The following is a 25,336-nucleotide window of genomic DNA, read 5'->3' on the forward strand; positions in this document are numbered from 1 at the left end:
GCGCTCCCGGCCCGCGCCCGAGGTGCGGGCCGGGGGCGCCCGGCGCGCGCCTCGGGCGCGGCTCAGCGGCGCGGGCGCACGAACGGGAACGTGAGGACCTGGCGGATCGTCGAGCGGGTCAGGAGCATGACGAGGCGGTCCATGCCCAGGCCCATCCCGCCGGTGGGCGGCATGCCTGCCTCGAGGGCCGCGAGGAAGTCCTCGTCGACCTGCATCGCCTCGGGATCGCCGTGCGCGGCCTTCCACGACTGCTCCGTCAGGCGCCGGCGCTGCTCCACGGGGTCCGTGAGCTCCGAGTAGGCCGTGCCCATCTCCATCCCGTTGATGACGAGGTCCCAGCGCTCCACCCGCCCCGGCTTCGTCCGGTGGGGGCCCGTGAGCGGGGACGTCTCCTGGGGGAAGTCGCAGTAGAACGTGGGCGCGGTGGTCGTGGCCTCGACGAGCTCGCCGTAGAGCTCCTCGAGGATCGCCCCGGGCCCCATCGTGGGGCCGATCGGGATGCCGTGCTCGCGGGCGATCGCGAGCAGCTCGTCGACATCGGTCTCGAGGCCCACGGGCCGGCCCAGGCGCTCGCTCAGGGCATCCTCGATGGGCACCATGGGCCAGTCGTAGTCCACGTCGGTCCACGTGAAGTCCGTGCCGCGGACGCTGCCCAGCGGCAGGCGCGGGCTGCCGAACAGCGTGGTGGCGGCCGCCTTGATGAGGCCCTGCGTGAGGTCCTTCATGACGGTGTAGTCGGCAAACGGGACGTAGGCCTCCAGCGCGGTGAATTCCGGGTTGTGGGTCGTGTCGGCGCCCTCGTTGCGGAAGTTGCGGGAGAACTCGAAGATCGGCCCGGAGCCCGCGACGAGCAGGCGCTTGAGGTAGAGCTCGGGGGCGATGCGCAGCGTGAGGTCCGCCGAATACGCGTTGATGTAGGTGCGGAACGGCCGCGCGGACGCCCCGCCGTGGACGGTGTTGAGCACCGGCGTCTCGACCTCGCGCAGCCCCTGGGCGGTGAGGAACGCGCGGGCCTCGGCCATGACCGCCGAGCGCTGGCGCAGCGTCTCGAGCTCGGCCGGGCTCGTGAGCAGATCGAGGGAGCGGTGGCGGGCCCGGAACTCGGGGTCGGCGATCCCGTCGAAGGGGATGGGCACGAGCGCCTTCGACTCGATCTCCACGGCGCTGACGAGCACCGACGGAGTGCCGTTGCGCGAGGCGCCCGGGCGGCCGGTGACCGCGACGAGGTCGCCGGTGTCGAGGTTGTGCTCCCACACCCCGAAGTCCTCGCCCAGCGCCGAGCGCTCGAGGACCGCCTGGACGTGAGCGCGGCCGTCGACGAGCTCGGCGAAGACGACGCCCCCGTGGCGGCGCAGCCGGCGGATGCGCGCCACCACCGGCCGCGCGGCCGGCCACGCGGCCAGCAGCGCGGCGGGCTCCGGACCGGCCGCGGGCAGGTCGGCCAGGGCGATCCCGTCGAACGCGCCGATCGGGTACGGGCTGTGCCCGGCGTCCTGCAGCGCCCGCGCGTGGGCGAGCCGGTGGTGGAAGACGGGGGAGCGCCGGGGGCCGTGGGGCGCCTCGTGCGCCGGCAGCGCGCCCAGCTGCGCGATCCGCTCGAGCTGGTCGGCGGCCAGGGTCCCGGTCGAGCGGATGCGGCCGAACACCTCGGGCAGGAAGCCCTCCGCCATGGAGAACGCCACGCCCGCCGGCAGCAGGGAGGTCGCATCCGGGATGCAGATGAAGCGCGGGAACCACAGCGGGTCGTACTTCGCATTGGAGCGGTAGAGGCTCTCGAGCTGGAAGAAGCGGTTGAAGAACGTGAGCACGCGGCTGTTGAAGCGGGTGACGGGCCCGGCCCCGATCCGCTCGGACTCGGAGAAGATGCGCCGGCCCACGACGAAGTTCAGCGACACGGCGGCGATCCCGTTGTCCCCGCACCATGCCACGAGCGCCGCGACCATGGCCTCGGTCACGCCGTTGGGGGCCTGGACGGCGTGGCGCATGACGTCGAGGCTGATCGTCGAGGCGCCGGCCGGGACGAACGTCAGCAGGCCCACGGGCGCCTCGTCGACGAGGGCCTCGACCACGACGGTCCTGGAATCGGCCGGATCGCCCCAGCGGTTGAGCGCCATGGAGAACCCGCGGTCGTCGGCCCCGCGCAGCCACGCCTCGGCCAGGGTCCCGAGGTCGGCGAGCTCGGCGGGGGCGATCTCGCCCTGGCGGCGGATGCGGATCTGCGCGCCGGCGCGGGCGGCGCGATCGGCGGCGCGGCGCACCGGGGTCATCGCGGCCTTCTTGAGGTCGAAGCGGTCGACATCGATGACGGCCTCGTCGCCCAGCGGGATGACGGCCAGTCCGAACGCGGAGTACGCGCGCGCCCCGGCCTCGGAGACGGAGCAGGCGACCGGGATCTGCCCGCGGGTGCGGCAGTGCTCGAGCCAGGCCGCGATCGCCGCGCCCCACTGCGCGGGGTCGCCCACGGGATCGCCCCCGGCCAGGGAGTGCGCGCCCTGCTGCCGGTAGGTCACGGCGGCGGCGCCCGAGGGGGCGAAGACGGCCTCGCGGTCGCGGCGCGTGGCGAAGTAGCTCAGCGCGTCCGCCTGGGGCCAGCGCGCCAGCAGCTCGCGCAGGCGCACCTCCTGCTCGCCGGACCAGCGGTGGGTCGACTGGACGGGGCGCATGAGGACGTAGGCGGCCAGCACCAGGGTGGCGGAGATGAGCAGCGAGATCGTGCCGGGCACCCAGATGGGCAGGCTCGGCAGCTCGCCCGAGTGCGGGCGGCCCAGCCCGAACGAGCGGACGAACGACACGAGCACGGAGAGGATGCCCGGCTCGGCGCTGCGCGCGGTGAGCTGGGACATGAGCGCCGCCCACAGGACGCACGCGAGCAGCCCCACGCCCAGGACGGCACCGGCCCGGGCGACGGCGCGGCCGGGCACGCGGGCGGGATAGGCGGGCCGCAGCCACCAGGTGACGACGATGAAGAACGCGCAGGCGAGGATCGCCACGGATTCGAGCGCGGTGTGCAGCGCCACCCACTGCGGCGGGTGCGTCCGCACGCCGTGCGTCCAGATCCAGAACAGGGCGCGCACGGAGATGAGCGCGCCCAGCACCTCGGTGATGACCACGAGGATGAGGGCCAGGCGCATGCGGCGCTTGAGCCCCCAGGCCAGCAGGCACAGCAGCACCACGGAGACCGGGGAGGGCGCGATGGGGATGTTGAGCGCCCCGGAGGCCAGGACCGGCCACACGACGACGGTCGGGGCGACTCGGCCCAGCAGCCACAGGAGGGCGGCGGCGAGGCCCGCATAGGCGTAGAGCGCGGCGAGCATGCGGGCGACGAGCTCGCGGCCCTCGGGCGAGCGCAGGGAGGCGATGCGGCCGCCGCGCTGGGCGTGGGCAAGCGGACCGGGCCGCCCGGTCCGGGCACTGTGGGGGGTCTGTGGCTGCGCGTTCATTAGACTCCATCCAAACACAGGGAGGGAGACCGGCCGATGAAGCGCGCGCGCATTGTGCTCGCGGCGATCCTCCTCGTCGCGCTGGGGCTGGGCCTCGGACTGCTCATCCGGCTCAACCCGGACATGGGCACGACACCGGACTCCGCGGCCCGCCGCGCCGCCGAGTCCCTCGAGTCCGGCGCCGTGGGCTCCGGCCCGTGGACCGATCCCGGGGCCGCCGATGCGGGGGCCAAGCGGGCGCTTGCGCCGCTGGGCGCGCTGGGGGTGGCCCATCCCGCAGTCGTCGACGTCGGCGAGGTCACGCGCACCGACGATGCGCATGCGACGGCCCGGGTGCGCATCGGCTGGATCACGGACCCCGGATCGGCCACGCAGGTCCCCGACTGGACCTATGACAGCGCGCTGACGGTGCGCAAGGAGCGCCTCTCGTGGCGCGCCGTGTGGGATCCCGCGATCATCCACCCCCGGCTGAGCCAGCGCCGCGGCTTCGCCGTCGAGACCACCGGCGCCGAGCGCGGGCCGGTCACCGCGGCGGACGGCACCGCGATCGCCAGCACGCAGGACATCGTCGCCGTGGGCATCGAGAGGGCACGGGCGAAGGACCCCGCCGCCGTCGCGCGGCGCACGGCGGCCATTACGGGAGTGGACGGGGAGGCCCTGGCCGCCCGCGTGGCGCGCGCGAAGCCCCACGCGTTCGTCGAGGCGATCACGCTGCGCCGCAGCGAATACCGGCGGCTGGCGGGCCGGCTGCGACCGCTGGCGGGCACCGTCTTCCACGCCCAGCGCCGGCCGATCGCGCTGCGCACCGGGTTCGCGGCCAGCGCCCTGGGCCGCGTGGGTCCGGCCACGGCGGAGCAGATCCGCGCCGGCGGCCCCGCCGTCCGGGCGGGGCAGCTCGTGGGGCAGTCGGGGATCCAGCGGGCCTTCGACTCCGCGCTGCGCGGGCGCCCGGGCTTTGCGGTCCGGATCGTGGGGCCGGCCGACGCCGAGCGGGCCTCGCGCACGGTGGCCGACGGGGATGCCGAGGGAGCCGCCGCGGCCGATGCGGACCTCCCGGAGCCCGAGCGCACCGGGTCGGCCCAGCGCGGTGCGCCGGTGGCGACCTCCCTCGACATTCCCGCCCAGGAGTCACTCGATACCGCACTGGCCCAGCACCCCGCGGTGCACGCGGCGCTCGTGCGCCCGGACGGCACCGTCGCGGCGCTGGGCGACGGGCGCGCAGCGGATGGGGGTGCAGCGGACGGGCGCTCAACCGGCGGGAGCGGCGGCGACCCCACGGGCTCGCGCACCGGGCTCTACCCCGGCGGCCCGGTGGCCGTTGCCGCCGCGGCCGGGGCATCGCCGCAGGGCCTCGGCACGGACACGGGCGCGCTCGGCCTGGCCGCGGCGGCGCCGGAGGGACGGGGCGCGCAGGTGCGCTCGAGCCCGCTCGCCGCGGCCGGCGCGCTGGCCTCGGCGCGGGCGGGACGCTCCGTGGTGCTGCGCATGGCCGCGGAGGGCACCGGACCCGTCACCGAGCCGGCCGACGCGCACGCGCCTGGGCGCGCCGCGGCGGCGGGGGAGCGGGACGAGAGCCTGACGGCCCACGTCGCCGCGATGCGCGCGGCGCTGCGCGCCGGGCAGCAGCGCACCGCCGGAGCCGCGTGGAGCTGGGGCAGCGAGCCGCGCGGCAGCTGGGCGGTGGTCGCCGACGACGGCGATGCCGCGGCGGCCCGGGCCGTGGCTCAGGTGCTCAGCCGCGCACGCCCATGACGCCGCACAGGGGCGGCTCCCAGGCTAGGCCCGCGTGCTCGGCGGCGCTGGCGTCGAGCCGTTCCCGCAGGTCTGCCGGCACCGGTGCCGCGCTGCGCGCGCGCAGGTCCACATGGACGAGGACCGTCTCGAAGACCATCGCAAGGCGGTCGTGGGCGGGGTCGAGGACGAACGCGAGGAGGTGGATGGCCTTCGAGCTCACGCCCACGAGGCGCACGTGGGCGGTGAGGCGCTGGCCCGCGTGGAGCTCGGAGTAGTAGCTCAGGTGCTGTTCGGCGGTGAAGACGCCCAGGCCGCGCTCATCGCGGTAGGACTGCGCGAGCCCCAGGTCGTTCATGAAGGCCGTCACCGCGTCCGAGGACACGTCAAGGTAGTGCGCGATATTCATGTGGCCGTTGACGTCGATCCACTCATCCGGCACGGCGCGGTCCACGAGGATGGGCAGTTCGGCGACCTGCGCGAAGGCGGGAACGGGCGAGGCGGGCATGGGGGCTCCTGGGTGGCGGCGGGCAGCGGCGGGGGAGTGCGTGCGGGGCGGCGGGAAACGCGAAGCCGGCCCGCGCCCTGCTGTGCAGAGGCGGGGCCGGCTTCGCGTGCGCCCGGAGCTGGGGCGCCGGAGGCTCAGGTCAGGCGGATGAACCGCGCGCCCTGGGCGACCATCCATGCATAGGAGCGCTCGGTGGTGTTGGTGCGGTGACCGCCCGCGTCGAACATCTTGCCCTTCTTGTTGGACTTGATGGCGACGTGGCCGGGGCTCCAGATGAGGTCGCCGGCCTTCGCGTTCTTCGCGGAGACGCGGTGGCCCTTGCTCTTCTGGCCCGACGAGGAGTGGGGCAGCTTGATGCCGTTCTTGCCGTAGACGTAGCGGGTGAAGCCCGAGCAGTCCCAGCCCTTGCGGGTGGTGCCGCCGTAGCGGTACTTCACGTGCAGGTTCTTGCGGGCGGTCTTGACGATCGCTGCGCGCTTGGCGGCGGCGCTCGACTTCTTCTTCGAAAACTTCTTCTTGGAGGCCTTCTTCTTGGACGAGTGCTTCTTGGGCGAGCTCTTCTTGTGGTGCGAGGAGCTGTGGCTCGAGGAGCCGCCCAGGCTCACCGCCGAAGCGCTGGTGGCGGTGAGGGTGCCGCCGGAGGCGACGACAGCTGCGATGAGGGCAGCCGCGCTGGCAGACCTGAACTTCATGTACTTCCCCTTGGATCGTTGGGCGCAGGGCTGGGAAAGGAAGGGGGCCCTGTCGCTGTGGTCAAACGGTCGAACTGCGCCGGGTGAGCGCGAATCCTGTGCGCTCATCACGAAGCGCTCACCGAGTATGACACAGACATTGCGGTTCTGAATCAATTTCACCCTCGCGTGATCCTCCCGTGACCTCGAGGTGGGGTAAACCCCCAGGCCAGGGCCGATATTGGGGCTTCGGGGAAATGTTTCAACACGGACGTGTCTCACGTCCCGCGTGCGGGCTGCAGGGGGCTGCGCGGGTTTGCGGCGGGGTGTGGGTGCGCGTCGCGGCGAGGTGTCGGCGGCATGACGTGAGGGGAGTGCCAGAGGGGCACGTTGGGGGATTGCCACGAGAGCGGGGCGCCGGTAGCGGCCGGCGATTTGCCGGCCGGTCGCAGGTGCGTTAGAGTTCTTACTCGCGTGCATGGCACGTTCTTCCTCCGTAGCTCAGTTGGCAGAGCATTCGACTGTTAATCGAAGGGTCGCTGGTTCGAGCCCAGCCGGGGGAGCGCACTCGAAGGGCCCCAGACGAGAGTCTGGGGCCCTTCGCCGTGGCAAGGGGGCCGTCGGGCGTGCGGCCCGCCACGCGCCGCCGAGCGCTGCGGGAACGCAGCCGAACACCTCAGGAACGCTGGAATGCGGTGCGGCCGCAGGCGATGGGCCGAGCACCGCACCGGGAAGGAGCGCCCCATGGGCGACGACCTCACGATCGGTCCGGAGACCGCCGCGCAGCGCGACGGCGTGCGGGAGCTGCTGCTGGCGGCCTTTCCCGGCCCCGAGGAGGCGGAGCTCGTCGACGCGCTGCGCACGGACGAGGCGTGGATCCCGCAGCTGGCGATGGCCGGCGCCGAGCCCACCGGGCGCGTGGTGGGCTGCGCGCTGCTGACGCGCTGCTGGATCGACGACTCGACGGCGCTGTGCCTGGCGCCGTGCGCGGTCCTGCCGGGGCGCCAGAACACGGGCGTCGGCAGCACCGTGACCCGCGCGGCCCTGGAAGCGGCCCGGGCGAGCGGAGAGGACGCGGTCGTGGTCCTGGGCCACCCGCAGTACTACCCGCGCTTCGGGTTCGAGCGCGCGAGCGCGCACGGCATCTGGCTGCGGACGCCGGTGCCCGACGACGCGCTCATGGCACTCAGCCTGCAGGGCGGGCCCCTGCCACGCGGGCGCATCCGCTACGCGGCGCCGTTCGGCGATCTGTGAGCGACGGCGAGCGGATGCAGCAGCCAGACTGGTGATGGAGCGACTGTTCGAGCATCCGGCTCGGCAGCCGGTGTGAGCCCCGCCGAACCGCCGCAGGGCCTCGTACCACAGGGCCTCGTCCTGGATGAGCGGTTCCCCTCACTCGAGGGCGAGGACATGTCCGCACCGACCCCCGCACAGCCCGAACCGCCTGAGGGTACCGCGTGCAGCAGGCCGGACTCTCCTGCGAGCGAGGACCGAGGATGAGCGTCCGCCGCGACTTCCGGCTGCCGTGGATGGGCGACACGGTCTCCGTGTTCGGCAACGCGTTTGCGGCCTTCGCGATCCCGCTCATCGCCGTCCAGCTGCTGCATGCCGGGGCTCTCCAGATGGGCATTCTCTCCGCCCTCGAAACCGCGGCGTTCCTCCTCATCAGCCTCCCCGCCGGCGCGTGGGTCGACCGGATGCGCAAGAAGCGCGTGATCGTCGTGGGCGACCTGCTGCGCGCCGGCCTCCTACTGACCGTTCCCCTCGCTTGGGCGGCAGGCGTGGTCACGGTTTTCTTCGACATCGCGAACCAGTCCTAGCTGCCGGATATCGTCGAAGCCGACTGGCTGGGAACGGCCAATGGCAGGCTGCAGGCGAGCCAGCAGACGGCGGCGGTGGCGGGCCCGTCGCTGGCCTCAGGCCTCATCGGCCTCCTCGGCGGCCCGCTGACCGTGGGCGCCACGAGCGTGTACATGGCGCTCTCCAGCCTCTTCGTGAGCCGTATCCGCCACCGGGAGGACACCCCCTCGGCCGCCGGGCGCCCGCGCCTCGTCGCGGAGATCCGCGGGGGCCTCGCGTTCGTCCTCGGCCACCCGATCCTGCGGCGCATCATCCTGTGCACGGGGATGGCGAACTGCGCCTCCGCGGCGGCCTCCGCCCTGCTCGTCCTCCACGCGCTGGGGGCGCTGGGCCTCAGCCCATTCCAGCTCAGCCTCGTGATGGGCCGCGCGCTGGGCGGAGTCCTCGGCGCGCTGTCGGCGGGCTGGGCACAGCGAGTACTGGGCGAGGGGCGGGCGATCGCCGTGGCCGCAGACCTTGCGGGAGCCGCACCGCTCCTGCTGCCCGCGGCCTCGTGGCTGCCCCCGCTGCCCACGATGGTGGCCGCATGGAGCGCGATGTCCTGGGCGGCGGTGCTGTCCAACGTCACCCTGGTGAGCTTCCGCCAGCGGCTCTGCCCCAAGCCCCTGCTGGGGCGCATGAACGCGTCCATCCGCTTCCTTGTCTGGGGTCCGATGCCGCTGGGCGGGCTGGCGGCCGGTCTCCTGGGCCACGCGTGCGGCCTCGTGCCGACCCTGTGGATCTTCGCCGCGGTCGCCGTGTGCTCGGCCCTGCCGGTCCTCCTCTCGCCCCTGGCGAGCATGGCACCCTGCCCGCAGCGCTGGACGCGCTGGACGGGGACTGAGGCTCACCGGCGGACGCGGGGCGACTCCCCACGCTGCGCACGCTCGTCGCCACCGGCCGGCTCCACGGGACCGCCGGTGCGCGGGGCGCCCACCGCGGCCTGCACGATCGCGCCGATCCCAGCCCCCAGTGCCAGCAGGCCCAGCGGAAAGCAGACGGCGGGGATGACCGTGCCGAACACTCCGTAGAACCGCGCCAGCTCGGCCGAGGGCTGCAGCACTCCGAACTGCCCCTGGATCGCGAATGCCACCGCCAGGAGCGCGGCTCCGATCGCGAGCGCCCACACGGCGAACCTCGGCATCCTCCTCATGCCGTGAAGCATGCCACCGCTCCGGCCCGGCGACTACCCCCGCGCTCACGGCGCGCCCGCCTCCCCGAGCCTGCGCGGCTGGCCGTGCGCCCGCACCGCCGCCGAGGCGTAGGCTCAGCCCCGGCCACTCCGCCCGGAACGACCCGCCAGGGGCTGTCCCGATCGCCTCCGGCTCACAGCCCGTCGTACCACCCTCGCCGTCGTGCCCCACCCTCGAAGGATCCGCCAGTGGACAATCCGCGCCGCATCGACCTGCACCACCACATCGTCCCGCGCGACTACGCGCGCCTGCTGCGGGACAAGGGGGTGCGCCCCGGCGGCATCGACGTCCCGGAGTGGAGTACGGAGCGCTCCCGGCACCTCATGAAGCACAACGGCATCGAAACGGCCGTGCTCTCCGTGTCCACCCCCGGCGTCTGGTTCGGCGGCGCCGGTGAGGCGCGCCGCTGGGGGCGGCGAGTCAACGAGGAGGCCGCCCAGGTCCGCCACGACGACCCCGCGCACTTCGGGTTCTTCGCCACGCTCACGCTGCCCGACGTCGACGGCGCGATCGCCGAGGCCGCCTATGCGCTCGACGAGCTGGGTGCCGACGGCATCGTCCTGCTCGCCAACTCCGAGGGCCTGTACCTGGGCGATCCCGCCTTCGACCGGCTCCTCGCGTTCCTCCACGAGCGGCGCGCGGTGGTCTTCGTCCACCCCGGCGAGCTGCCCGCCGAGCCCGTGCCGGGCGTGCCCGCGTTCACCGCCGACTTCCTGCTCGACACGACCCGCACCGCGCTCAGCCTCATCCTCTCCGGGGCGCTCGAGCGCTACCCGGACATCCGCTTCGTCCTCGCCCACGCCGGGGGCTTCCTGCCCTACATCTCCTATCGCGTCATCCTCACCCTGGCCAACCGCGAGCCGAAGTGGAAGCAGGCCGCTCTGCTGCTGGACCGCGACCGGGCGGTGCGCCGCTACGGTGCGCTGCTGCAGCGATTCTGGTTCGATGTCGCGCTGAGCTCCACGCCCTCCGCCCTGCCCAGCCTGCTGCGGGTGGCGCTGGACACGCAGGTGGTCTATGGCTCGGACTTCCCGTTCGCGCCGGCGCCCGCGGTGGGCCTCATGCGCAGCGAGTTCGACGGCGCCGGCCTCGCCCAGCCGGTGAAGGAGGGCATCGACCGGCTCAACGCCCTGGCGCTGTTCCCGCGCCTCGCTGCCGCCTGAGGGTATCCGCAGAACGCCATTCAGGGCGCTCGCTACACTCGTGGGCGTGACCACACTCATCGCGATCGCCCTGGCGCTGGCCGCCGCCGTGGCGCTGGGGTACGGCGCAATGCTCCAGCACAGCGGTGTCGCCGACGACCACGACGATGCGAAGGCGTTCGGCATCACCGCCGTCTTCCGCCTGTTCCGGGACCGCACGTGGGTGCTCGGCACGCTCGTCATGGGCCTGGGCATCGCCTGCAACGTCATCGCCCTGGCGATCGCGCCCGTCATGGTCGTCCAGCCGATCGGCGCCGCCTCCCTGCTCGTGTCCGTCCTGCTGGGCGTGCACTACCGGGGCCTGCGCGTGGGCAAGCGCGTGGGCATCTCCGTCATCGTGTGCGTGGCAGGCGTCGCGGTCTTCGTCGCCCTGTCCGCGCTCACGGCGCGGTCCGAGGTGCAGGACGGGCTGCGGGCGAACATCGTCTCGTGGGTGGGGCTCGGCATCTCCGCGCTCTTCCTCCTCACCATCCTCGTCTACCGCCGGCCGCGCCAGCTCGTCCTCGTGCTGGGCGCCGGCCTGCAGTTCGGCTGCGTGGCCACGAACGTCCACCTCGTCGCCGTCCAGTTCCTCCACGGCGGTTTCGGCGCCGTGAGCTGGCTGGCCGTGGCGGCGCTCGTCACCGGCTCGGCCGTGGGCTCGTGGTTCGTCCAGGCCGCCTACGCGGCGGGGCCCCCGGAGACGGTGATCGCCGGGCTGACCGTCATCGACCCGATCTTCGCGGTCATCCTGGGCGCCGTCGTGCTGGGCGAGGCCTCCCATGCCCCCTGGTGGCTCGTAGTCGTGATGGCGGTCACGGGATTGGTTGCCTGCTGCGCGGTCGTTGTATTGTCCCGATATCATCCCGACGCGATAGCGCGGGAGCGCGAACGCAAGATGCGCCGTGCGGAGGACTCCGCCGCGCAGCACAACTGATCAGGTGAGCCAACTGACCGACTTCTCCGACAACCAGCGAGCAGCAGCCGGCACCGGCAGCGAACTGCGGCCGCGGCTGCGCATCTGCATTCCCGCCGAAACGTACGCCCCAGAGGTCAACGGCGCCGCGAAGTTCGCGGAGAACCTCGCCGCCGGCCTGTCCGCGCGCGGCCACGACGTCCACGTCATCGCGCCCTCGCCCACATGCCGCGCTCACGAGGCGATCGTCGACGGGGTCACGGTGCACTACGTGACCGCCCACCGCTGGTACTTCCACCCCTCCTGGACGATCTGCTTCCCATGGCAGGCCAAGCCGGAGCTCAGCGCGCTCTTCGATGAGATCCAACCCGATGTCGTCCACACGCAGGCCCACTTCGTCGTGGGGCGCTACGCGTTCACCGAGGCGGAGAAGCGCGGCATCCCCGTCGTCGCGACGAACCACTTCATGCCGGACAACGTCAAGCCCTACCTGCCGGTGCCCCCGCCCCTCGTCGGCGCGGCCACGCGCACCGTCTGGTGGGATCTGCGCCGCAAGTTCGAGCTGGCCGCCCACATCACCGTGCCCACCCAGCTCGCCGCGGACCTGCTCACCGCGCACGGCTTCGAGGCCCCCATCCAGGCGGTCTCCTGCGGCATCGACCTCTCCCGGTTCCACCCCGCCAGCGCGGCCGAGCGCGCCGCGGCGGGTGGGGCCGACCACCCCACGGTCCTCTTCGTCGGGCGGCTGAGCCGCGAGAAGCACATCGACGAGATCATCCGGGCCGTCGCCGCCATGGATCCCGCCGCGAACCTCCACGCGGAGATCGTGGGCGCCGGCGAGCAGCGCGGCCCCCTGGAGCAGCTTGCGCGCGAGCTGGGAGTCGCCGATCGCGTGCACCTGCTCGGCAAGGTCAGCGAGACCGGGCTCGTCGACGCCTACCGCCGCGCCACGTTCTTCTGCATGCCCAGCACCGCGGAGCTCCAGAGCATCGCGACACTCGAGGCCCTGGCGTCCGGCAAGCCCGTCGTGCTCGCGGATTCCGTGGCGCTGCCGCACCTGTGCCGCTCCGGGGTCAACGGCTACCTCATCGAGCCCAACAGCGTGGAGGGCTACACGCGGGCCTTCGAGGAACTGTGCGCCGCCTCGCCCGAGCGGCTCGCCGAGTTCAGCGCCGCCTCCCAGGAGGTGGCCGCGCTGCACGACATCGAGACCACGCTCGACACGTTCGAGGGCATCTACCGCCGCGTCATCGCCGAGCGCGCCGCGCGGGCGGCCTGAGCCGCACGGGGCTCCGCCCCCGGCGTGCGGTGCTCGGTCCCAGCGGACCGGGGGGAGGAGGCCTGCTCGGCGACCGGGGATAACCACCCCACCCGGGGAGAAGCCCCACTCGAGCGGGGAGCGGATGCTCACTCCGGCGGTATGAACACCGCGGGCTCGCGGACCAGGCGGGCCGGGTCGAATTCGCCCAGCGCCTCGGCGAACGAGCCCCACGCCCCGAACCCGGACGACCGGCCGATCCAGCCCCAGACGTCGAAGCCGAGCGCGCGCAGCTCCTGGAGCGTCACCGCGCCATCGCGCTTGGCCAGGCGCGCGCCGGAGGCGGAGAGCACGAGCGGGACGTGCGCGTAGGCGGGCGGCTCGATGCCCAGGCGGGCGGCGAGGTCGGCCTGCCGCGGCGCCGAGGACGCAAGGTCGTCCCCGCGCACCACCTGGTCGATCCCCGCGGCCCCGTCGTCGACGACGGAGGTGAGGTTGTAGGCGAACACGCCGTCCCCGCGGCGCAGCACGAAGTCGTCGAGCGGGGCGGTGAGCGTGCCCAACAGCGCATCGTGTGCCCGCGCCTCGCGCAGTGAGCTGCGCAGCCGCAGTGCGGGCTGCCGTCCCGCCTCGGCCAGTGCCGCCCGCGCGGTGCGCCGCTCGTCCTCGTCCAGGTCGCGGCACGTACCCGGATAGGCACCCGGGGGAGCGTGCGGGGCGGTGGGCGCGGCCTGGATGTCCTTGCGCGAGCAGTAGCACTCGAAGACCTCCCCGCGCTCCGTCAGCTGGGCCAGCGCGGCCTCATAGGCGGCGGTGCGCTCCGATTGCACGACGAGCGGCGCGTCCCAGTCGATGCCGAGCTCCGCGGCATCGGCCAGCTGGGACTCCGCGCTGCCCGCGCGCACGCGGTCGAGGTCCTCGATGCGCCAGCGGAACGCCCGGCCCGAGGCGCGGGCGAACAGGGCGGCCAGCACGAGCGTGCGCAGGTTGCCCAGGTGGAGATCACCGCTGGGGCTGGGCGCGAACCGGCCGGCGCCGTGCGCGGCGGGCGGCGGCCCCTCGATGGGGCCGAAAACAGTCGTGGTGTCCATCGCAGCCAGCCTAGGCCAGGGCCGGGAGCCGGCGCGCGGGAGCTCGGCTCAGGGGAGCCGGGGGTGCGCCGGAACCCCGTGCGCAGGAACCCCGCGCGCAGGGGTTCGAAGCCCACAGGGCATGCGGCGCACGGGCGCGGGGCCGGCGGGGCGCACCGCGGCGCGTGCCAGTGCGCGGACCGTGTTGCCCCGTCCCGGTCCAGGGTGTAACAAAGACGGGTGAGACCCGACGACGAAGCCCCCGACGTATCCCGCCACATCCTCGCCGTGGTCCTCGTGCCCCTCTTCATGTCGCTGCTGAGCGTCTCGATCGTCAACGTCGTGCTGCCCTCGATCGGCGAGACGATCGGCGCGTCCACCTCGGCCCTCCAGTGGGTGCTCTCCGGCTACACGCTGGCGTTCGGCGTCCTCCTGGTCCCCGGCGGCCGCGCCGGCGACGTGCTGGGCCGCGGCCGGCTCTTCGTCCTCGGCGTCGTCGTCTTCGCGCTCGCCTCGCTGGCCGCGGGGTTCGCGCCCAACGCGCTCGTGCTCAACATCGCGCGCGTGTTCATGGGCTTCGGCTCGGGCCTGCTCAACCCCCAGACCGTGGGGCTCATCCAGCAGTACTTCCACGGCGCCGCACGGGGCAGGGCGTTCGGCGTCTTCGGCTCCGTGGTGGGCGTCTCCGTGGCGATCGGCCCGGTGCTCGGCGGGCTCTTCATCGCGCTCGCGGGCGCGGAATGGGGCTGGCGCCTCGCGTTCCTCGTCAACGTGCCCATCGGCGTGGCCGCGGTGGTGCTGGCCAAGGCGTGGTTCCCGCCCTCGGCCTGGCGCGGCTCCGTCCCGGACGAACCCCGCGCAGACGGCGAAGGGCCGCGCACAGGAGATGAGTCGCGCGCAGGCGCCGAACCGCGCGCAGCAGCAGGCGACGAGTCGCGTGCAGCAGCAGGCGCTGAACCGCGCGCAGCAGCAGATGCTCAGGCGCGCGCGAAAGGCGAGCCGGCCCGCGCCTCGGCGGCGGGCCGGGACCCCGCGCGCCCCCGCGTCGACCTGGACCCGGTGGGCAACCTGCTGCTGGGCCTCGCGATCCTCGCCGTCATGGTGCCCTTCCTCGAGCACGCCGCCGGCCTGTGGGTCTACGCGCTGCTGCCCGTGGGCCTTGCGCTCGTGTTCGCCTGGGTGCGCTGGGAGCGCCGGACCGTGGCGCGCGGGCGCACACCCATGGTGGACCTCGCCCTCTTCCGCACCCGCAGCTTCAGCGCGGGCACCCTGCTGGTGTCGCTGTACTTCATGGGCGTCACGAGCATCTGGGTGGTCATCGCCATGTTCCTGCAGGACGGCAAGGGCTACAGCGCGCTGGCCGCCGGCATGATCGGCCTGCCCGCGGCGCTGTGCTCGATCGTCGCCGCCAACGTCTCCGGCCGCCTCGTCACGAAGGTGGGCCGCCCGCTCGTCGTGTTCGGCACCGCGGTGTGCCTGCTGGGGCTGGCCTCGAGCGCGTTCGTCGTCTGGCTCAATGCGGCACACGGGGTGAGCGTCTGGTGGCTGCTGCTCACGCTGTGCTTTGTCGGCATCGCGCAGGGCTCCGTCATCAGCCCCAACCAGACGCTCTCCCTCGCCGAGGTGCCCGTCGCCTACGCCGGGTCCGCCGGCGGGGTGCTCCAGACGGGGCAGCGGATCGGCACCGCGATCGGGATCGCGCTCATCACCGCGCTGTTCTTCTTCGCGGTGGGCCACGGCGGCTGGGACCGCGGCTTCATGGCGGCATTCGCCGCGATCGCCGTCGTCGTCGCGGCCGCCGGGGCCGTGGGCGCCTACGACTGGGTGCTCGGGCGCCGCGAGGCTGCGCGCACGGCGGACTGAGCTCCCGGGCGGCAAGGACGCCGCGCGCGGCGGGCTGAGTCCCGCGGGCCGTAAGGGCGGCGCGCACGGCGGGCTGAGTCCCGCGGGCGGCGACTGTTGCGGGCAGATGAAGGCGTGTGCCGATTCGGCCACAGTCGCCGCGCGGCCCGGATCGCGTCTGCCGGGCGTGAGACGATGACGACGGCGGCGCCCCCGTGCCGCCGAAGGGAAGGTCACACTCGTGCTCACCGCAAGCTCCGACGCCACAGCCCCCGATCTCGAGCGCCTCATCCGCTCCGGCCTCATCGACTGCGTCTTCGAGCCCGTCCGCGATGTCACCACCGACGCGCCCGCCGGCTACCGCGTGCGCCACATCAACAGCGAGGACCCGCAGCTGGGCCACGAGGAGTCGACCTCGCTGCGCGCAGTGCTGCGCCAGTCCCCGCTCGTGGGCGACATCGACTCCTCCTTCCGCGAGACCGGTCTGCGCGCGGCCGAGGCCGCCGGACTCGAATCGCACACCCGCCTGTTCATGACCGCCGAGCCGGAGTCTCTCGTCACCCTCGAGGACCGTTCCGGTGAGCCGGACCGCTCCGTGATCCTGCAGCTCGACGCCGGGCGCGTGGCCCGGCATCCCGCGGCCGTGCTGCGCTCCGTGCGCGCGGCCCGCCAGCTGGGCTGGGGCATCGGCGTGACCGGCGTGGGCCAGACGATCGAGAGCACCGCGTTCCTGCCGCTGGTCAACCCGTCCGTCGTCACGCTGCACGAGGACGTGCTGCGCTATGAGGACGAGGACTACCTCGCCGAGCTCATCCGCCTGCTCCACGCCCACGTCGAGCGCACGGGCGCGGTCATCGTGGCCGAGGGTGTGAGCGAGGAGGACGATCTGGACCTCGTCGCCGCGATCGGCGCCCGGCTCATCACCGGCCCCTTCGTGGGCGAGGCGACGAGCGAGCCGGCCACCATCGACGTCCCCCGCGAGGATCCCCTCGGCGAGCACACCGCCCGCAACCTGCCCGTGTCCGGCACCCCGTACTCCATCGCCCAGGGGCTGCGGCGCGACCCGCTCGTGCTGCCGCACGCGATGCTGGGCGCGCAGCTGCGCTCGCTCGTGCGCCGCGCCCTGGGCAGCGGCGCGTCCACGGTGGCCATCGGGGCATTCGCGGAGGAGGCGGACCTGTCCGAGGAGATGGTCTCCGGCTTCGCGGCGCTCGAGGAGGCCTGCGGGTTCGTGGGCATGCTCTCCGGCGGGTTTTCCGAGGCTCCCGTGGCCGGGGTGCGCTCCGGCGGCGTCGACTCCTCGGACCCGCTGCGCCGGGAGTACGCGATCATCGTCGTCGGACCGGACTGGTCCGGGATGGTCACGGCCTCCCAGCGCGTGGACCTGGGCTCCGATGGGCGCCTCGAATACGACGTCTTCGTCACCTCTGAGCGCTACGCGTGCGTCGACGCGGCACGCTCGCTGCTCTCGCGGATCTCCGCGGCGCGCTGAGCCGCAACGCAGACGCTGGCGCCCGCTCCGGAGGCGGGAGCGGGCGCCAGCGGCTGCTTCTGGGCTCGGTCGGTCGGGGGAGCGCTGGCCGGCCGGGAGGCGGCGCCGGCCAGCCGGGGCTCGGCGTGCGCGTGCGGTCCGGGTGGCCGGAGCCTCAGCCCACCTTGGACAGCCAGCGCACGGGGGCGCCGTCTCCGGCGTGGCGGAAGGGCTCGAGTTCGTCGTCCCAGGACTGGCCCAGGGCGGACTCCATCTCGCGCTGCATGCGGTGCGGGTCTCCCGCGGAGCGCTCGAGCACAGTGCGGATGTTGTCCTCGGGGACGACGATGTTGCCGTGGGCATCGGTGACCGCGTGGTAGATGCCCAGGGCCGGTGTGTGGGACCAGCGGCCGCCGTCGGTGCCGGCGGAGGGCTCCTCGGTGACCTCGTAGCGCACCCCGTCCCAGCCGCGCAGCGCGGTGGCGATGCGGGCGCCCGAGCCAGCGGGTGCCTTCCAGCAGACCTCGGCGCGCACCATTCCGGGCGCGGCGGGCTGCGGCGTCCAGTCGAACTTCGCCTGCGCGCCGATGGCCCCGCCGGCTGCCCATTCGATGTGCGGGCAGAGCGCGCGAGGTGCGGAGTGGACGAAGAGAACGCCCTGTGTCATATCCATCTGTGCCTCCCAGTGTCCGGATACGTCTTCCCCTACGATCCGGGCGGGAGCCTGGTGCGATTCTATGCGACGGACAGCCGATTTCAAAGGCTGGCGCGGCGATGACCTGCGCGGACGGAACGCACGCTCGTGCGGCGCTCGCAGGCGGCGGGGCTCACGAGGGGCAGCCGCGCGTGGGCGGGCTCAGACGAGCGCCTGCGCGGCGTCCACGGCCCGGGCGCAGAGCGGATGGGCAGGGTCGATGATGTCGAAGTGATCGCCCGCTGCCTCGATATGCTCGCACGGCCGGCCCTCTTCCGCGCAGCGCCGGGCGAACGCGCGGCTCATCCGCACCAGGTGGGGATCATCGCCGGTGCCGCAGGCGATGACGGCCGGCGGTCCGCCGGGCGGTCGGTGCATGGCCGAGGCGGCGGTGTGGACCGGATTGGCCGGGTCGAAGGGCGCGCCCAGGGCCATGGCGACGGCGCCGTCGCTGAGCCGCAGGCGCCAGGCCGCCTCGAGGTCGAGGACACCGGCCAGCGCAGCGACCGCTCGGATGCCCAGCCCGGCGATGGGCCGGCGCGCGGCGTCCCCGGCGGCCTGGACGGCCAGCTGGCCGCCGGCGGAATGGCCGAACACCGCCGCCCGCCCCGCATCGGCGCCGACCCCGTCGGCCAGGGCGGGCACGGCGGCGAGTGCGGCGCGGACATCTCCCACCGTGGCGGCCCAGGGGTGCCGATCGGGCCGCCGGTACTCGACGTTGACGACCGCCCAGCCCCGCGCGGCGAGGTCCGCGGCCAGGGGATCCATGAGGTCGAGCGCCCAGCGCGAGCGCCAGTACCCGCCGTGGATGAGGATCGCGACCGGTGCGGGCACGGCCGGTTCGGCACGATCCTGCGCGGCTGCGGCCGGATCGGCGCGGGCCGGGCGCCACACTTCCACCCGCTGCTCGGGGTCGGGCCCGTAGAAGGCGACGTTCGGGCCGGCGGTGGTTAGGCCCGCCGCACCGGCTGCTCCTGCCAAAACGGTTGCCCCGGTTGCCCTGGCCAGACCGGCGGCCCCGGCCGCGCCGTCTTCACCGCCTTCTCCGGCGGTCCCGGTTGAACGCGTGTGATCGCCCGGACGTGGCGCGTCCTCGCTCACGCGGACAGCTCCTCCGCGATTGCCTCGATGCCGGCCCAGGTTTCTGCGAACGTCGTGCTCAGGGGGCTCAGCCCCAGCCGAATCCCGGTGGGGTTGCGGAAGTCGGGGATGACCCCGCGCTCCCAGAGCCGCGCGACGACGGCACGGAAGTCCGGTTGGTCGAGGGTGATGTGCCCGCCGCGCATGGCCGGATCCGAGGGCGAGGAGAGGACCGCGCCGAACGGGGCGAGCACCTCGGCGGCGGCGTCCTGGGCGAACGAGGTGAGGGCCACGGACTTGGCGCGCACGGCAGCCATGCCCACCTCGTCGAGCATGTCGAGCGTGTCCTCGATCGCCACCATGCCGGTGATGGCCGGTGTGCCGCTGATGATGCGCCGGATGCCGGGGGAGGGCTCGTAGCCCTGGCCCATGGCGAACGAGTCCGCCGCCCCCATCCAGCCCCAGATGGGCTGGGCGAACCGCTCCTGGTGGGAGGCCGCGACGTAGGCGAAGGCCGGCGAGCCCGGCCCGCCGTTGAGGTACTTGTACGTGCACCCGACGGCGAGGTCGACACCCCAGTCGTCGAGCGCCAGCTCGACGGAGCCCGCCGAGTGGCAGAGGTCGAGCAGCAGCAGCGCACCCGCCGCGTGGGCCGCCTGCGCGGCCGCGGGGGCGTCGACGAGGAATCCGGAGCGGTAGGCGACGTGGCTGAGCACCACGAGCGCCGTCTGCTCGCCGATCACGGAGTCCAGGTCTGCGGTCGTGACCCCCAGCGCGGGGTCCGGTTCGAGCCAGCGGAGGGTGAGGCCGCGCTGTGCGGCGATCGACTCGAGCAGGTAGCGGTCGGTGGGGAAGTTCTCGCGGTCGAGGACGATCTCCGTGCGGCCCGGGCGCAGGTCGAGCCCGCCGCTGATGAGCTTGAACAGCAGCACGGTGGTGGAGTCGCCGATGGTCGCCTGACCGGGTGCGGCGCCCAGCACGGTGCGCGCGAGCCGGTCGCCGATCGTGAGGGGCAGGTCGAACCAGCCCTCGTCCCAGCCGCGGATGAGGCGCCTGCCCCACTGCTGCTCGACGAGGTCGGCCATGCGCCGGGCCGCGGCCTTGGGCGGGCGGCCCAGCGAGTTGCCGTCCAGGTAGGCGACGATCTCCGGATCGTCATGGCCGATGAACCGGGCGGGGTAGGCGGCCAGCGGGTCGCGCGCGTCGAGGTCCGCGGCGCGGGCCGCGAACGCGGCATCTGCGGTGCGATCGGGGCGGGGGGCGGAGGCGGATGCCATGGGGGAGTCCTTCGGTGCGGTGCGGGCAGGGATGGCGCGGGTGCGGCGGTACGGGCAGGGGGTCTCAGCGACCGACCTGCGTGCGGACGGCGAACAGCTCGGGGAAGAACGTGAGGTCGAGCGCGCGCTGCAGGAAGCCCACGCCGGAGGAGCCGCCGGTGCCGGTCTTCATGCCGATCGTGCGCATGACGGTGCGCATGTGGCGGAAGCGCCAGAGCTGGAAGTTTTCCTCGAGGTCCACGAGCTCCTCGCAGGTCTCGTAGGCGCTCCAGTTGTCCTCGGCGCGCTCGTAGATCCCGCGGATGAGCGGCAGCAGCTCGTCGTTGGCCGCATAGGGCTGCGAGACGTCCCGGTCGAGGGCCGAGGCGGGCACGTCGTAGCCGCTGCGCGCCAGGTGCGCCCAGAAGGCGTCGTAGATGCTGGGCTCGTGCAGCAGGCGGCTGAGCAGCTCGTGCGCCTGCGGGTCCGAGTCCTCGAAGACTGCGAGCATCCCCGCGTTCGTGTTGCCCAGGATGAACTCGACGGCCCGGTACTGCGCGGACTGGAAGCCGGACGACGCGCCTAGGAAGTCTCTGAACTGCGCGTATTCCGTGGGAGTCAGCGTCGCCAGCACGGACCACTGCTCCGTGAGCGTGCGCTGGATGTGCTTGACGCGGGCAATGGCCTTCAGGGCGGGGCCCGGCTCATCGGCATCGAAGGCGGCGCGGGCGGCCAGCAGCTCGTGGAGGACTAGCTTGAGCCACAGCTCGGTCGTCTGATGCTGGACGATGAAGAGCATCTCGTCGTGGTGCTCGGGCCGGCTGACGGGGTGCTGAGCGCTGAGCAGCGTCGGCAGGTCCAGGTACGAGGCGTAGGACATGCTCTGCCGGAAATCGCGGACGATCCCGTCTTCGAGGTCGCGGGCGTTGGACATGGGCTCCTCTCGTGTGCGCGCGGCGCTGCGAGCACGCGTTCAGGCTAAGGCACGCCGATGCGTTTGCGAAGCGGGCGCCCAGCCCGGGCGGTTGCCCCCGGACACGACGGCAGGCGCGACAACGGGGCTACGGCAGGGGCGGGGAAGCGCGGAAGGCGCAATCCGGGGAGCTGTGCGCGGGGGACCGGTGAGCGCGGGCTTAGGATGAACCGGCGCGCAGCGGAGTGCGCGGTGAGAGACAGGAGCGCACATGGCACAGGACATCCCCGGCGGACCCTTCGAGCTGGCCGGATCCCAGGTGGCGCGCATGGGGTTCGGCACCATGCAGCTGCCCGGGCCCGGAGTCATGGGGCCGCCGCGCGATCGGGCCCAGGCGCTGGCCGTGCTGCGCACCGCGGTGGACCTCGGCATCGACCACTTCGACACGGCCGACTACTACGGCCCGGACGTGTCGAACGAGCTGCTGCGCGAGGCGCTGCATCCCTTCGACGGGCTCACGCTGGTTTCCAAGGTGGGGGCAACCCGCAACGCTGCCGGAGATTGGCTGCTCGATCGCTCGCCGCAGGCAATCCGCACGCAGGTCGAGGCGAATCTGCGCGTGCTGGACGTCGAGGCGCTCGACGTCGTCAACCTGCGGCTGGCCGATCCCGGTCACGAGCCGGCGGGTGAGGTCCCCTTCGAGGAGTCCTTCGCAGCCCTGGCCGCGCTGCGCGAGGAAGGGCTCGTGCGCGAGCTGGGCCTGAGCGTCGCCACGCCGGATCACCTCGCCGCGGCGCAGTGCATCGCCCCGGTCGTCGAGGTCCAGAACCTCTACAACCTCGCGAACCGCGGCGACGACGCGTTCATCGCCGAGCTTGCGGCGCAGGGGATTGCGTATGTTCCGTTCTTCCCGCTGGGCGGGTTCACTCCGCTCCAGTCGGCCACCCTGGACGAGGTTGCGGCGCGGCTGGGCCAGAGCCCGCAGGCCGTTGCCCTGACCTGGCTGCTACAGCGCTCGGGCAACATCCTCCTCATCCCGGGCACGTCCTCGGTGGACCATCTGCGCGCCAACGTCGCCGCCGCCGGCCTCATCCTCCCGCCCGAGGAGATCGCGGCACTCGACTCGATCGGCTGAGGGGTCCGCGCCCTATGATGGGACGAAGCTCCGCGGGGACGCCCCGCGGCCACACAGAGGAGGGCATCATGGCCGATGACAGGAATGCGGCGCGCAAGGCGGCGGGCTCGCTCGACGAGGCCGCGTCCAAGCTGGGCGGCCCCGCCAACCGCAACGACGGGGATCGCCCCGGCTACTCCCTCAACGCGGATGAGGAAGACGTGCAGGCACTCGCGGCCCACCATGGCGATCGCGTCATCCGCCAACCGGACGGCTCGCATCTCGTCGTCTCGGAGGAGGAGGTCGAGGTCGCCCGGCCGGACAAGCTCGACGAAATGGGGGCGAGCCACTCGGAGCACGCGGAGACGGACACGCTGGCCGGCTCCGGGATCGGTGAGCGCCGGAAGGCCACGGAGGGTGAGGATGCCCCCGTCAACGCCGATGACCCGAATGAGCGCCGCGGCACCCGACGCGATGAGGATGACCACGGCTCCGGCCGCGAGGGGAGCCACCCGGCTCGCTGAGCCGCCGCGCCCACCGCAGCCAAGGGGCCGCGACGACATCGTCGTCGCGGCCCCTTGCGCGTGAAGCCCCCGCGCGGCGGATTGCCGGGCGCCCGCGATCAGCCGGCGCTGAGGAAGCGCTCCCAGGCCCGGTGGGCCGCCATGAGGGAGAACAGTTCCTCCGTGCCCTCCACGGGGTCGGCGGTGATGACCCCCGGCGCGTCGGGGACGATGCCCGCCGCCGTCGCAATGGCGGACTCGGGCGCGAACAGCAGGGCCTTGCAGTGCCGGTAGGCCTCGGCGGCCAGCAGCGACACGCGGGGATCGACGTCCGCCGCCTTGGAGGGCTCGCCGGCCCGGGCGTCGGCCACGGCGGAGTCACCGGGCGGGGGCGCGGCCGCGAGGAACACGAAGGCGTCGAACTCGACGGAACGGGCCGTCAGATACGTCCGCTGCACCGGCTGACCATTCGGCAGCGGGGCTCCGGTGGGGGCGACGATCAGGGGCACCATCGAGCGCTCGGCGATTCGCGCGCAGATCGCGCTGACCTGCTCGGGATCGGCGTGGTCATCCACGACGACCGCCACCTGGCGCCCGTCCAGGGGCCATTCGCCGCCCACCTGGGACAGGGCTGGGCTGGTCTCCCCGTCATCTGCGACGGCCGCGATGCCGGTCGGGACCTCGAGTCCCAGGCCGGCTCCGACCGCTGCCGCGAGCCGGCCGTCGATGCGGGCGAGGCAGGCGAGCTGGCGCTCCTTGATCGCAGTCTCGTAGCACTTCCCGAGTTCGAACGCGTACGCGCTGTGCAGGTGCTCGCGCTCCACCTCGGTGAGGCTGCGGTAGAACAGGGCCGCCTGCGAGTAGTGGTCGTCGAAGCTGGCCGGGTTCTCGCGCACGCGGCGCGCGGGTCCCACGGGTTGGGGGAAGTCGATGAGCGCTTTGTCCCCCGCGCCGGAGGTGAACGGGCAGCCGCCGTCGAGCGAGTTGGGCCTGTAGGGCGCAACCCCATCGAAGTCGGCGCTCTGGTGCATGCCGTCGCGCAGCATGTCATTGACGGGTGCGTGCGGACGGTTGATGGGGATCTGACCGAAATTGGGGCCGCCCAGCCTGCTGATCTGGGTGTCCAGATAGGAGAAGAGGCGCCCCTGCAGGAGCGGATCGTCCGTCACCTCGATGCCGGGAACCAGATGGCCGGGGTGGAAGGCCACCTGCTCCGTCTCCGCGAAGTAGTTCGTCGGATTGCCGTTGAGCGTGAGCCTGCCCAGCGGGCGCACCGGGGCGAGCTCCTCGGGCACGAGCTTGGTGGGATCGAGCAGGTCGATGCCCTCGAACATCTGGTCATCCGTGTCCGGGAAGACCTGCGCGCCCAGCTCCCACTCGGGGTAGGCCCCCGCCTCGATCGCATCGGCGAGGTCGCGCCGGTGCATATCCGGGTCCGCCCCGGCGACCAGCTGCGCCTCGTCCCACGTCAGGGAGTGGACACCCAGCCGCGGCTTCCAGTGGAACTTGACCAGCGACGTCTCACCGCGGCCGTTGACCAGGCGGAACGTGTGGATTCCGAATCCCTCCATCATCCGCAGCGAGCGCGGAATGCCACGATCGGACATGTTCCACATGGTGTGGTGCTGCGCTTCGGTGTGCAGCGAGACGAAGTCCCAGAAGGTGTCGTGCGCGCTCTGGGCCTGCGGGATCTCGCGATCGGGGTGCGGCTTTCCGGCGTGGATGACGTCGGGGAACTTGATCGCGTCCTGAATAAAGAACACCGGTATGTTGTTTCCGACGAGGTCGAATGTGCCCTCGGAGGTGTAGAACTTCACGGCGAAGCCGCGCGTGTCGCGGACCGTGTCGGCCGAACCCCGCGAGCCCAGCACGGTCGAGAACCGGGTGAAGACGTCCACGGTGCCCGGTTCCGCCAGGAACGAGGCGCACGTGAGCTCCGCGGCCGCCCCGTACGACTCGAAGGTCCCGTGCGCGGCAGCGCCGCGCGCGTGCACGACCCGCTCGGGAATGCGCTCGTGGTCGAAGTGGGTGATCTTCTCCCGCAGGTGGTGATCCTGCAGCAGCGTGGGCCCGCGCGAACCGGCCTTGAGGGAATGGTCGGTGTCGCGCAGCCGGCCTCCCTGGGCGGTGGTGAGCCGCTCGCCGGCCTGGGCGCGGCCGTTGCGAGCGCCGCCCGCGTCGGACGCCTCGGTCCAGGGGACACCGGTGGGCCCCACCTCGGCGGGCGCCTCCTGATCGGGTTTGGGCGAAAGCGGCGGACGAGCCTGCGTCGGCTCGTTCACGGTGGGATGTTCGGCGCTGGGCTGACCGGGAATGGTCGGATGTGCCATGGTGACCTCCAAGGTGGCTATGGCAAGGACTGCGCACGCGGCCCCTCACAAAGCAAGATGCCCTGTGTGGTCGCCCACCGTAGGACCGCGCATCACTGGCGTCAACGAAGGTGCGCCACGCCGAAACCGGGTTCGATCGAGCGGCCAACGGGGCTGGGGCTTCGCACCGGACGCAGCCCGCTGGGGCCGTGGCGGAGGGTCGGGGGTGCCCCCGGTCGGACTTGAACCGACGGCCAAAGGATTATGAGTCCTCTGCTCTAACCAGCTGAGCTACAGGGGCGCGCGACGATAGTAACAGGGCCGGTTCGCCGGAGCCGTTCGCCCAC

20 protein-coding genes and 2 tRNA genes are annotated in these 25,336 nt (G+C 73.0%); 12 read left to right on the forward strand and 10 right to left on the reverse strand.

Annotated elements, in window-relative coordinates; genetic code table 11:
- Window positions 1–62 precede the first annotated feature (62 nt).
- Window positions 63–3,440 carry a bifunctional lysylphosphatidylglycerol synthetase/lysine--tRNA ligase LysX gene (lysX, locus tag BRM1_RS01980; RefSeq protein ID WP_268527682.1) on the reverse strand — a complete coding sequence of 1,126 codons (3,378 nt, stop codon included), beginning with the start codon at window positions 3,438–3,440 and terminating at the stop codon, window positions 63–65.
- A 36-nt stretch (window positions 3,441–3,476) separates the two neighbouring features.
- On the opposite strand from lysX, the gene BRM1_RS01985 reads away from it, so the two are divergent.
- Window positions 3,477–5,192, forward strand: coding sequence for an NTF2-like N-terminal transpeptidase domain-containing protein (locus tag BRM1_RS01985; RefSeq protein WP_268527684.1), 1,716 nt, complete (start codon window positions 3,477–3,479; stop codon window positions 5,190–5,192).
- Here BRM1_RS01985 and BRM1_RS01990 read toward each other — a convergent pair.
- A complete protein-coding gene (locus BRM1_RS01990; protein WP_160952472.1) occupies window positions 5,173–5,679 on the reverse strand; it encodes a thioesterase family protein in 507 nt (168 codons plus the stop codon). The genes BRM1_RS01985 and BRM1_RS01990 overlap by 20 nt on opposite strands.
- 134 nt (window positions 5,680–5,813) lie before the next feature.
- On the reverse strand, window positions 5,814–6,371 hold the full coding sequence (locus BRM1_RS01995) for a C40 family peptidase (protein ID WP_268527688.1): 558 nt from the start codon (window positions 6,369–6,371) through the stop codon (window positions 5,814–5,816).
- 469 nt (window positions 6,372–6,840) lie between these two features.
- Here BRM1_RS01995 and BRM1_RS02000 point away from each other — a divergent pair.
- The 7 genes from BRM1_RS02000 (at window position 6,841) to BRM1_RS02030 (ending at window position 12,758) form a co-directional block, all read left to right on the forward strand.
- Window positions 6,841–6,913: transfer RNA gene (locus BRM1_RS02000), tRNA-Asn, on the forward strand.
- A gap of 181 nt (window positions 6,914–7,094) precedes the next feature.
- Entirely contained in the window at window positions 7,095–7,604 is a 510-nt protein-coding gene (locus tag BRM1_RS02005) for a GNAT family N-acetyltransferase (RefSeq protein ID WP_268527690.1), read from the forward strand.
- A 242-nt stretch (window positions 7,605–7,846) separates the two neighbouring features.
- On the forward strand, window positions 7,847–8,170 hold the full coding sequence (locus tag BRM1_RS02010) for a hypothetical protein (RefSeq protein ID WP_202410773.1): 324 nt from the start codon (window positions 7,847–7,849) through the stop codon (window positions 8,168–8,170).
- 75 nt (window positions 8,171–8,245) lie between these two features.
- A complete protein-coding gene (locus tag BRM1_RS02015) occupies window positions 8,246–9,220 on the forward strand; it encodes a hypothetical protein (RefSeq protein ID WP_268527695.1) in 975 nt (324 codons plus the stop codon).
- A gap of 350 nt (window positions 9,221–9,570) precedes the next feature.
- Window positions 9,571–10,545: an amidohydrolase family protein gene (locus BRM1_RS02020; RefSeq protein ID WP_160952469.1), complete on the forward strand. Its 975-nt coding sequence runs from the start codon at window positions 9,571–9,573 to the stop codon at window positions 10,543–10,545.
- 46 nt (window positions 10,546–10,591) lie between these two features.
- Complete coding sequence (locus tag BRM1_RS02025; protein ID WP_268527700.1) at window positions 10,592–11,500, forward strand: DMT family transporter; 909 nt, start codon at window positions 10,592–10,594, stop codon at window positions 11,498–11,500.
- A 4-nt stretch (window positions 11,501–11,504) separates the two neighbouring features.
- Window positions 11,505–12,758, forward strand: a complete 1,254-nt coding sequence (locus tag BRM1_RS02030; RefSeq protein WP_268527703.1) for a glycosyltransferase — start codon at window positions 11,505–11,507, stop codon at window positions 12,756–12,758.
- A gap of 128 nt (window positions 12,759–12,886) precedes the next feature.
- On the opposite strand, the gene gluQRS is transcribed toward BRM1_RS02030, so the two are convergent.
- A complete protein-coding gene (gene gluQRS / locus BRM1_RS02035) occupies window positions 12,887–13,828 on the reverse strand; it encodes a tRNA glutamyl-Q(34) synthetase GluQRS (RefSeq protein ID WP_268527706.1) in 942 nt (313 codons plus the stop codon).
- Window positions 13,829–14,047: 219 nt separating this feature from the next.
- Between gluQRS and BRM1_RS02040 the strand changes: the two genes are divergently transcribed.
- A complete protein-coding gene (locus BRM1_RS02040; RefSeq protein ID WP_268527708.1) occupies window positions 14,048–15,670 on the forward strand; it encodes an MFS transporter in 1,623 nt (540 codons plus the stop codon).
- Between the two features lie 220 nt (window positions 15,671–15,890).
- Window positions 15,891–17,141, forward strand: a complete 1,251-nt coding sequence (locus BRM1_RS02045; protein WP_160952467.1) for an EAL domain-containing protein — start codon at window positions 15,891–15,893, stop codon at window positions 17,139–17,141.
- A gap of 154 nt (window positions 17,142–17,295) precedes the next feature.
- Here the strand turns inward: BRM1_RS02045 and BRM1_RS02050 are convergent, their stop codons facing one another.
- The 4 genes from BRM1_RS02050 to BRM1_RS02065 form a co-directional block, all read right to left on the reverse strand.
- Entirely contained in the window at window positions 17,296–17,787 is a 492-nt protein-coding gene (locus BRM1_RS02050; protein ID WP_160952476.1) for a DUF3145 domain-containing protein, read from the reverse strand.
- 189 nt (window positions 17,788–17,976) lie between these two features.
- The gene (locus BRM1_RS02055; protein ID WP_268527711.1) at window positions 17,977–18,714 is read right to left on the reverse strand and encodes an alpha/beta hydrolase; all 738 of its coding nucleotides are present in this window, start codon (window positions 18,712–18,714) and stop codon (window positions 17,977–17,979) included.
- 197 nt (window positions 18,715–18,911) lie between these two features.
- The gene (locus BRM1_RS02060) at window positions 18,912–20,171 is read right to left on the reverse strand and encodes a kynureninase (RefSeq protein WP_268527714.1); all 1,260 of its coding nucleotides are present in this window, start codon (window positions 20,169–20,171) and stop codon (window positions 18,912–18,914) included.
- A 64-nt stretch (window positions 20,172–20,235) separates the two neighbouring features.
- Window positions 20,236–21,084 (reverse strand): tryptophan 2,3-dioxygenase, encoded by an 849-nt coding sequence (locus BRM1_RS02065; protein WP_160952464.1) that lies wholly within the window; start codon window positions 21,082–21,084, stop codon window positions 20,236–20,238.
- 250 nt (window positions 21,085–21,334) lie between these two features.
- On the opposite strand from BRM1_RS02065, the gene BRM1_RS02070 reads away from it, so the two are divergent.
- On the forward strand, window positions 21,335–22,198 hold the full coding sequence (locus BRM1_RS02070; protein WP_160952463.1) for an oxidoreductase: 864 nt from the start codon (window positions 21,335–21,337) through the stop codon (window positions 22,196–22,198).
- A 68-nt stretch (window positions 22,199–22,266) separates the two neighbouring features.
- Window positions 22,267–22,701: a hypothetical protein gene (locus BRM1_RS02075; RefSeq protein WP_160952462.1), complete on the forward strand. Its 435-nt coding sequence runs from the start codon at window positions 22,267–22,269 to the stop codon at window positions 22,699–22,701.
- Between the two features lie 98 nt (window positions 22,702–22,799).
- Here BRM1_RS02075 and BRM1_RS02080 read toward each other — a convergent pair whose 3' ends face one another.
- Window positions 22,800–25,010: a catalase gene (locus BRM1_RS02080; protein WP_268527720.1), complete on the reverse strand. Its 2,211-nt coding sequence runs from the start codon at window positions 25,008–25,010 to the stop codon at window positions 22,800–22,802.
- A 206-nt stretch (window positions 25,011–25,216) separates the two neighbouring features.
- Window positions 25,217–25,290 (reverse strand) — tRNA-Ile (locus tag BRM1_RS02085).
- Between the last annotated feature and the right edge of the window lie 46 nt (window positions 25,291–25,336).

This window comes from Brevibacterium sp. BRM-1 (genome assembly GCF_026802075.1).
GTDB classification, from domain to species: domain Bacteria; phylum Actinomycetota; class Actinomycetes; order Actinomycetales; family Brevibacteriaceae; genus Brevibacterium; species Brevibacterium rongguiense.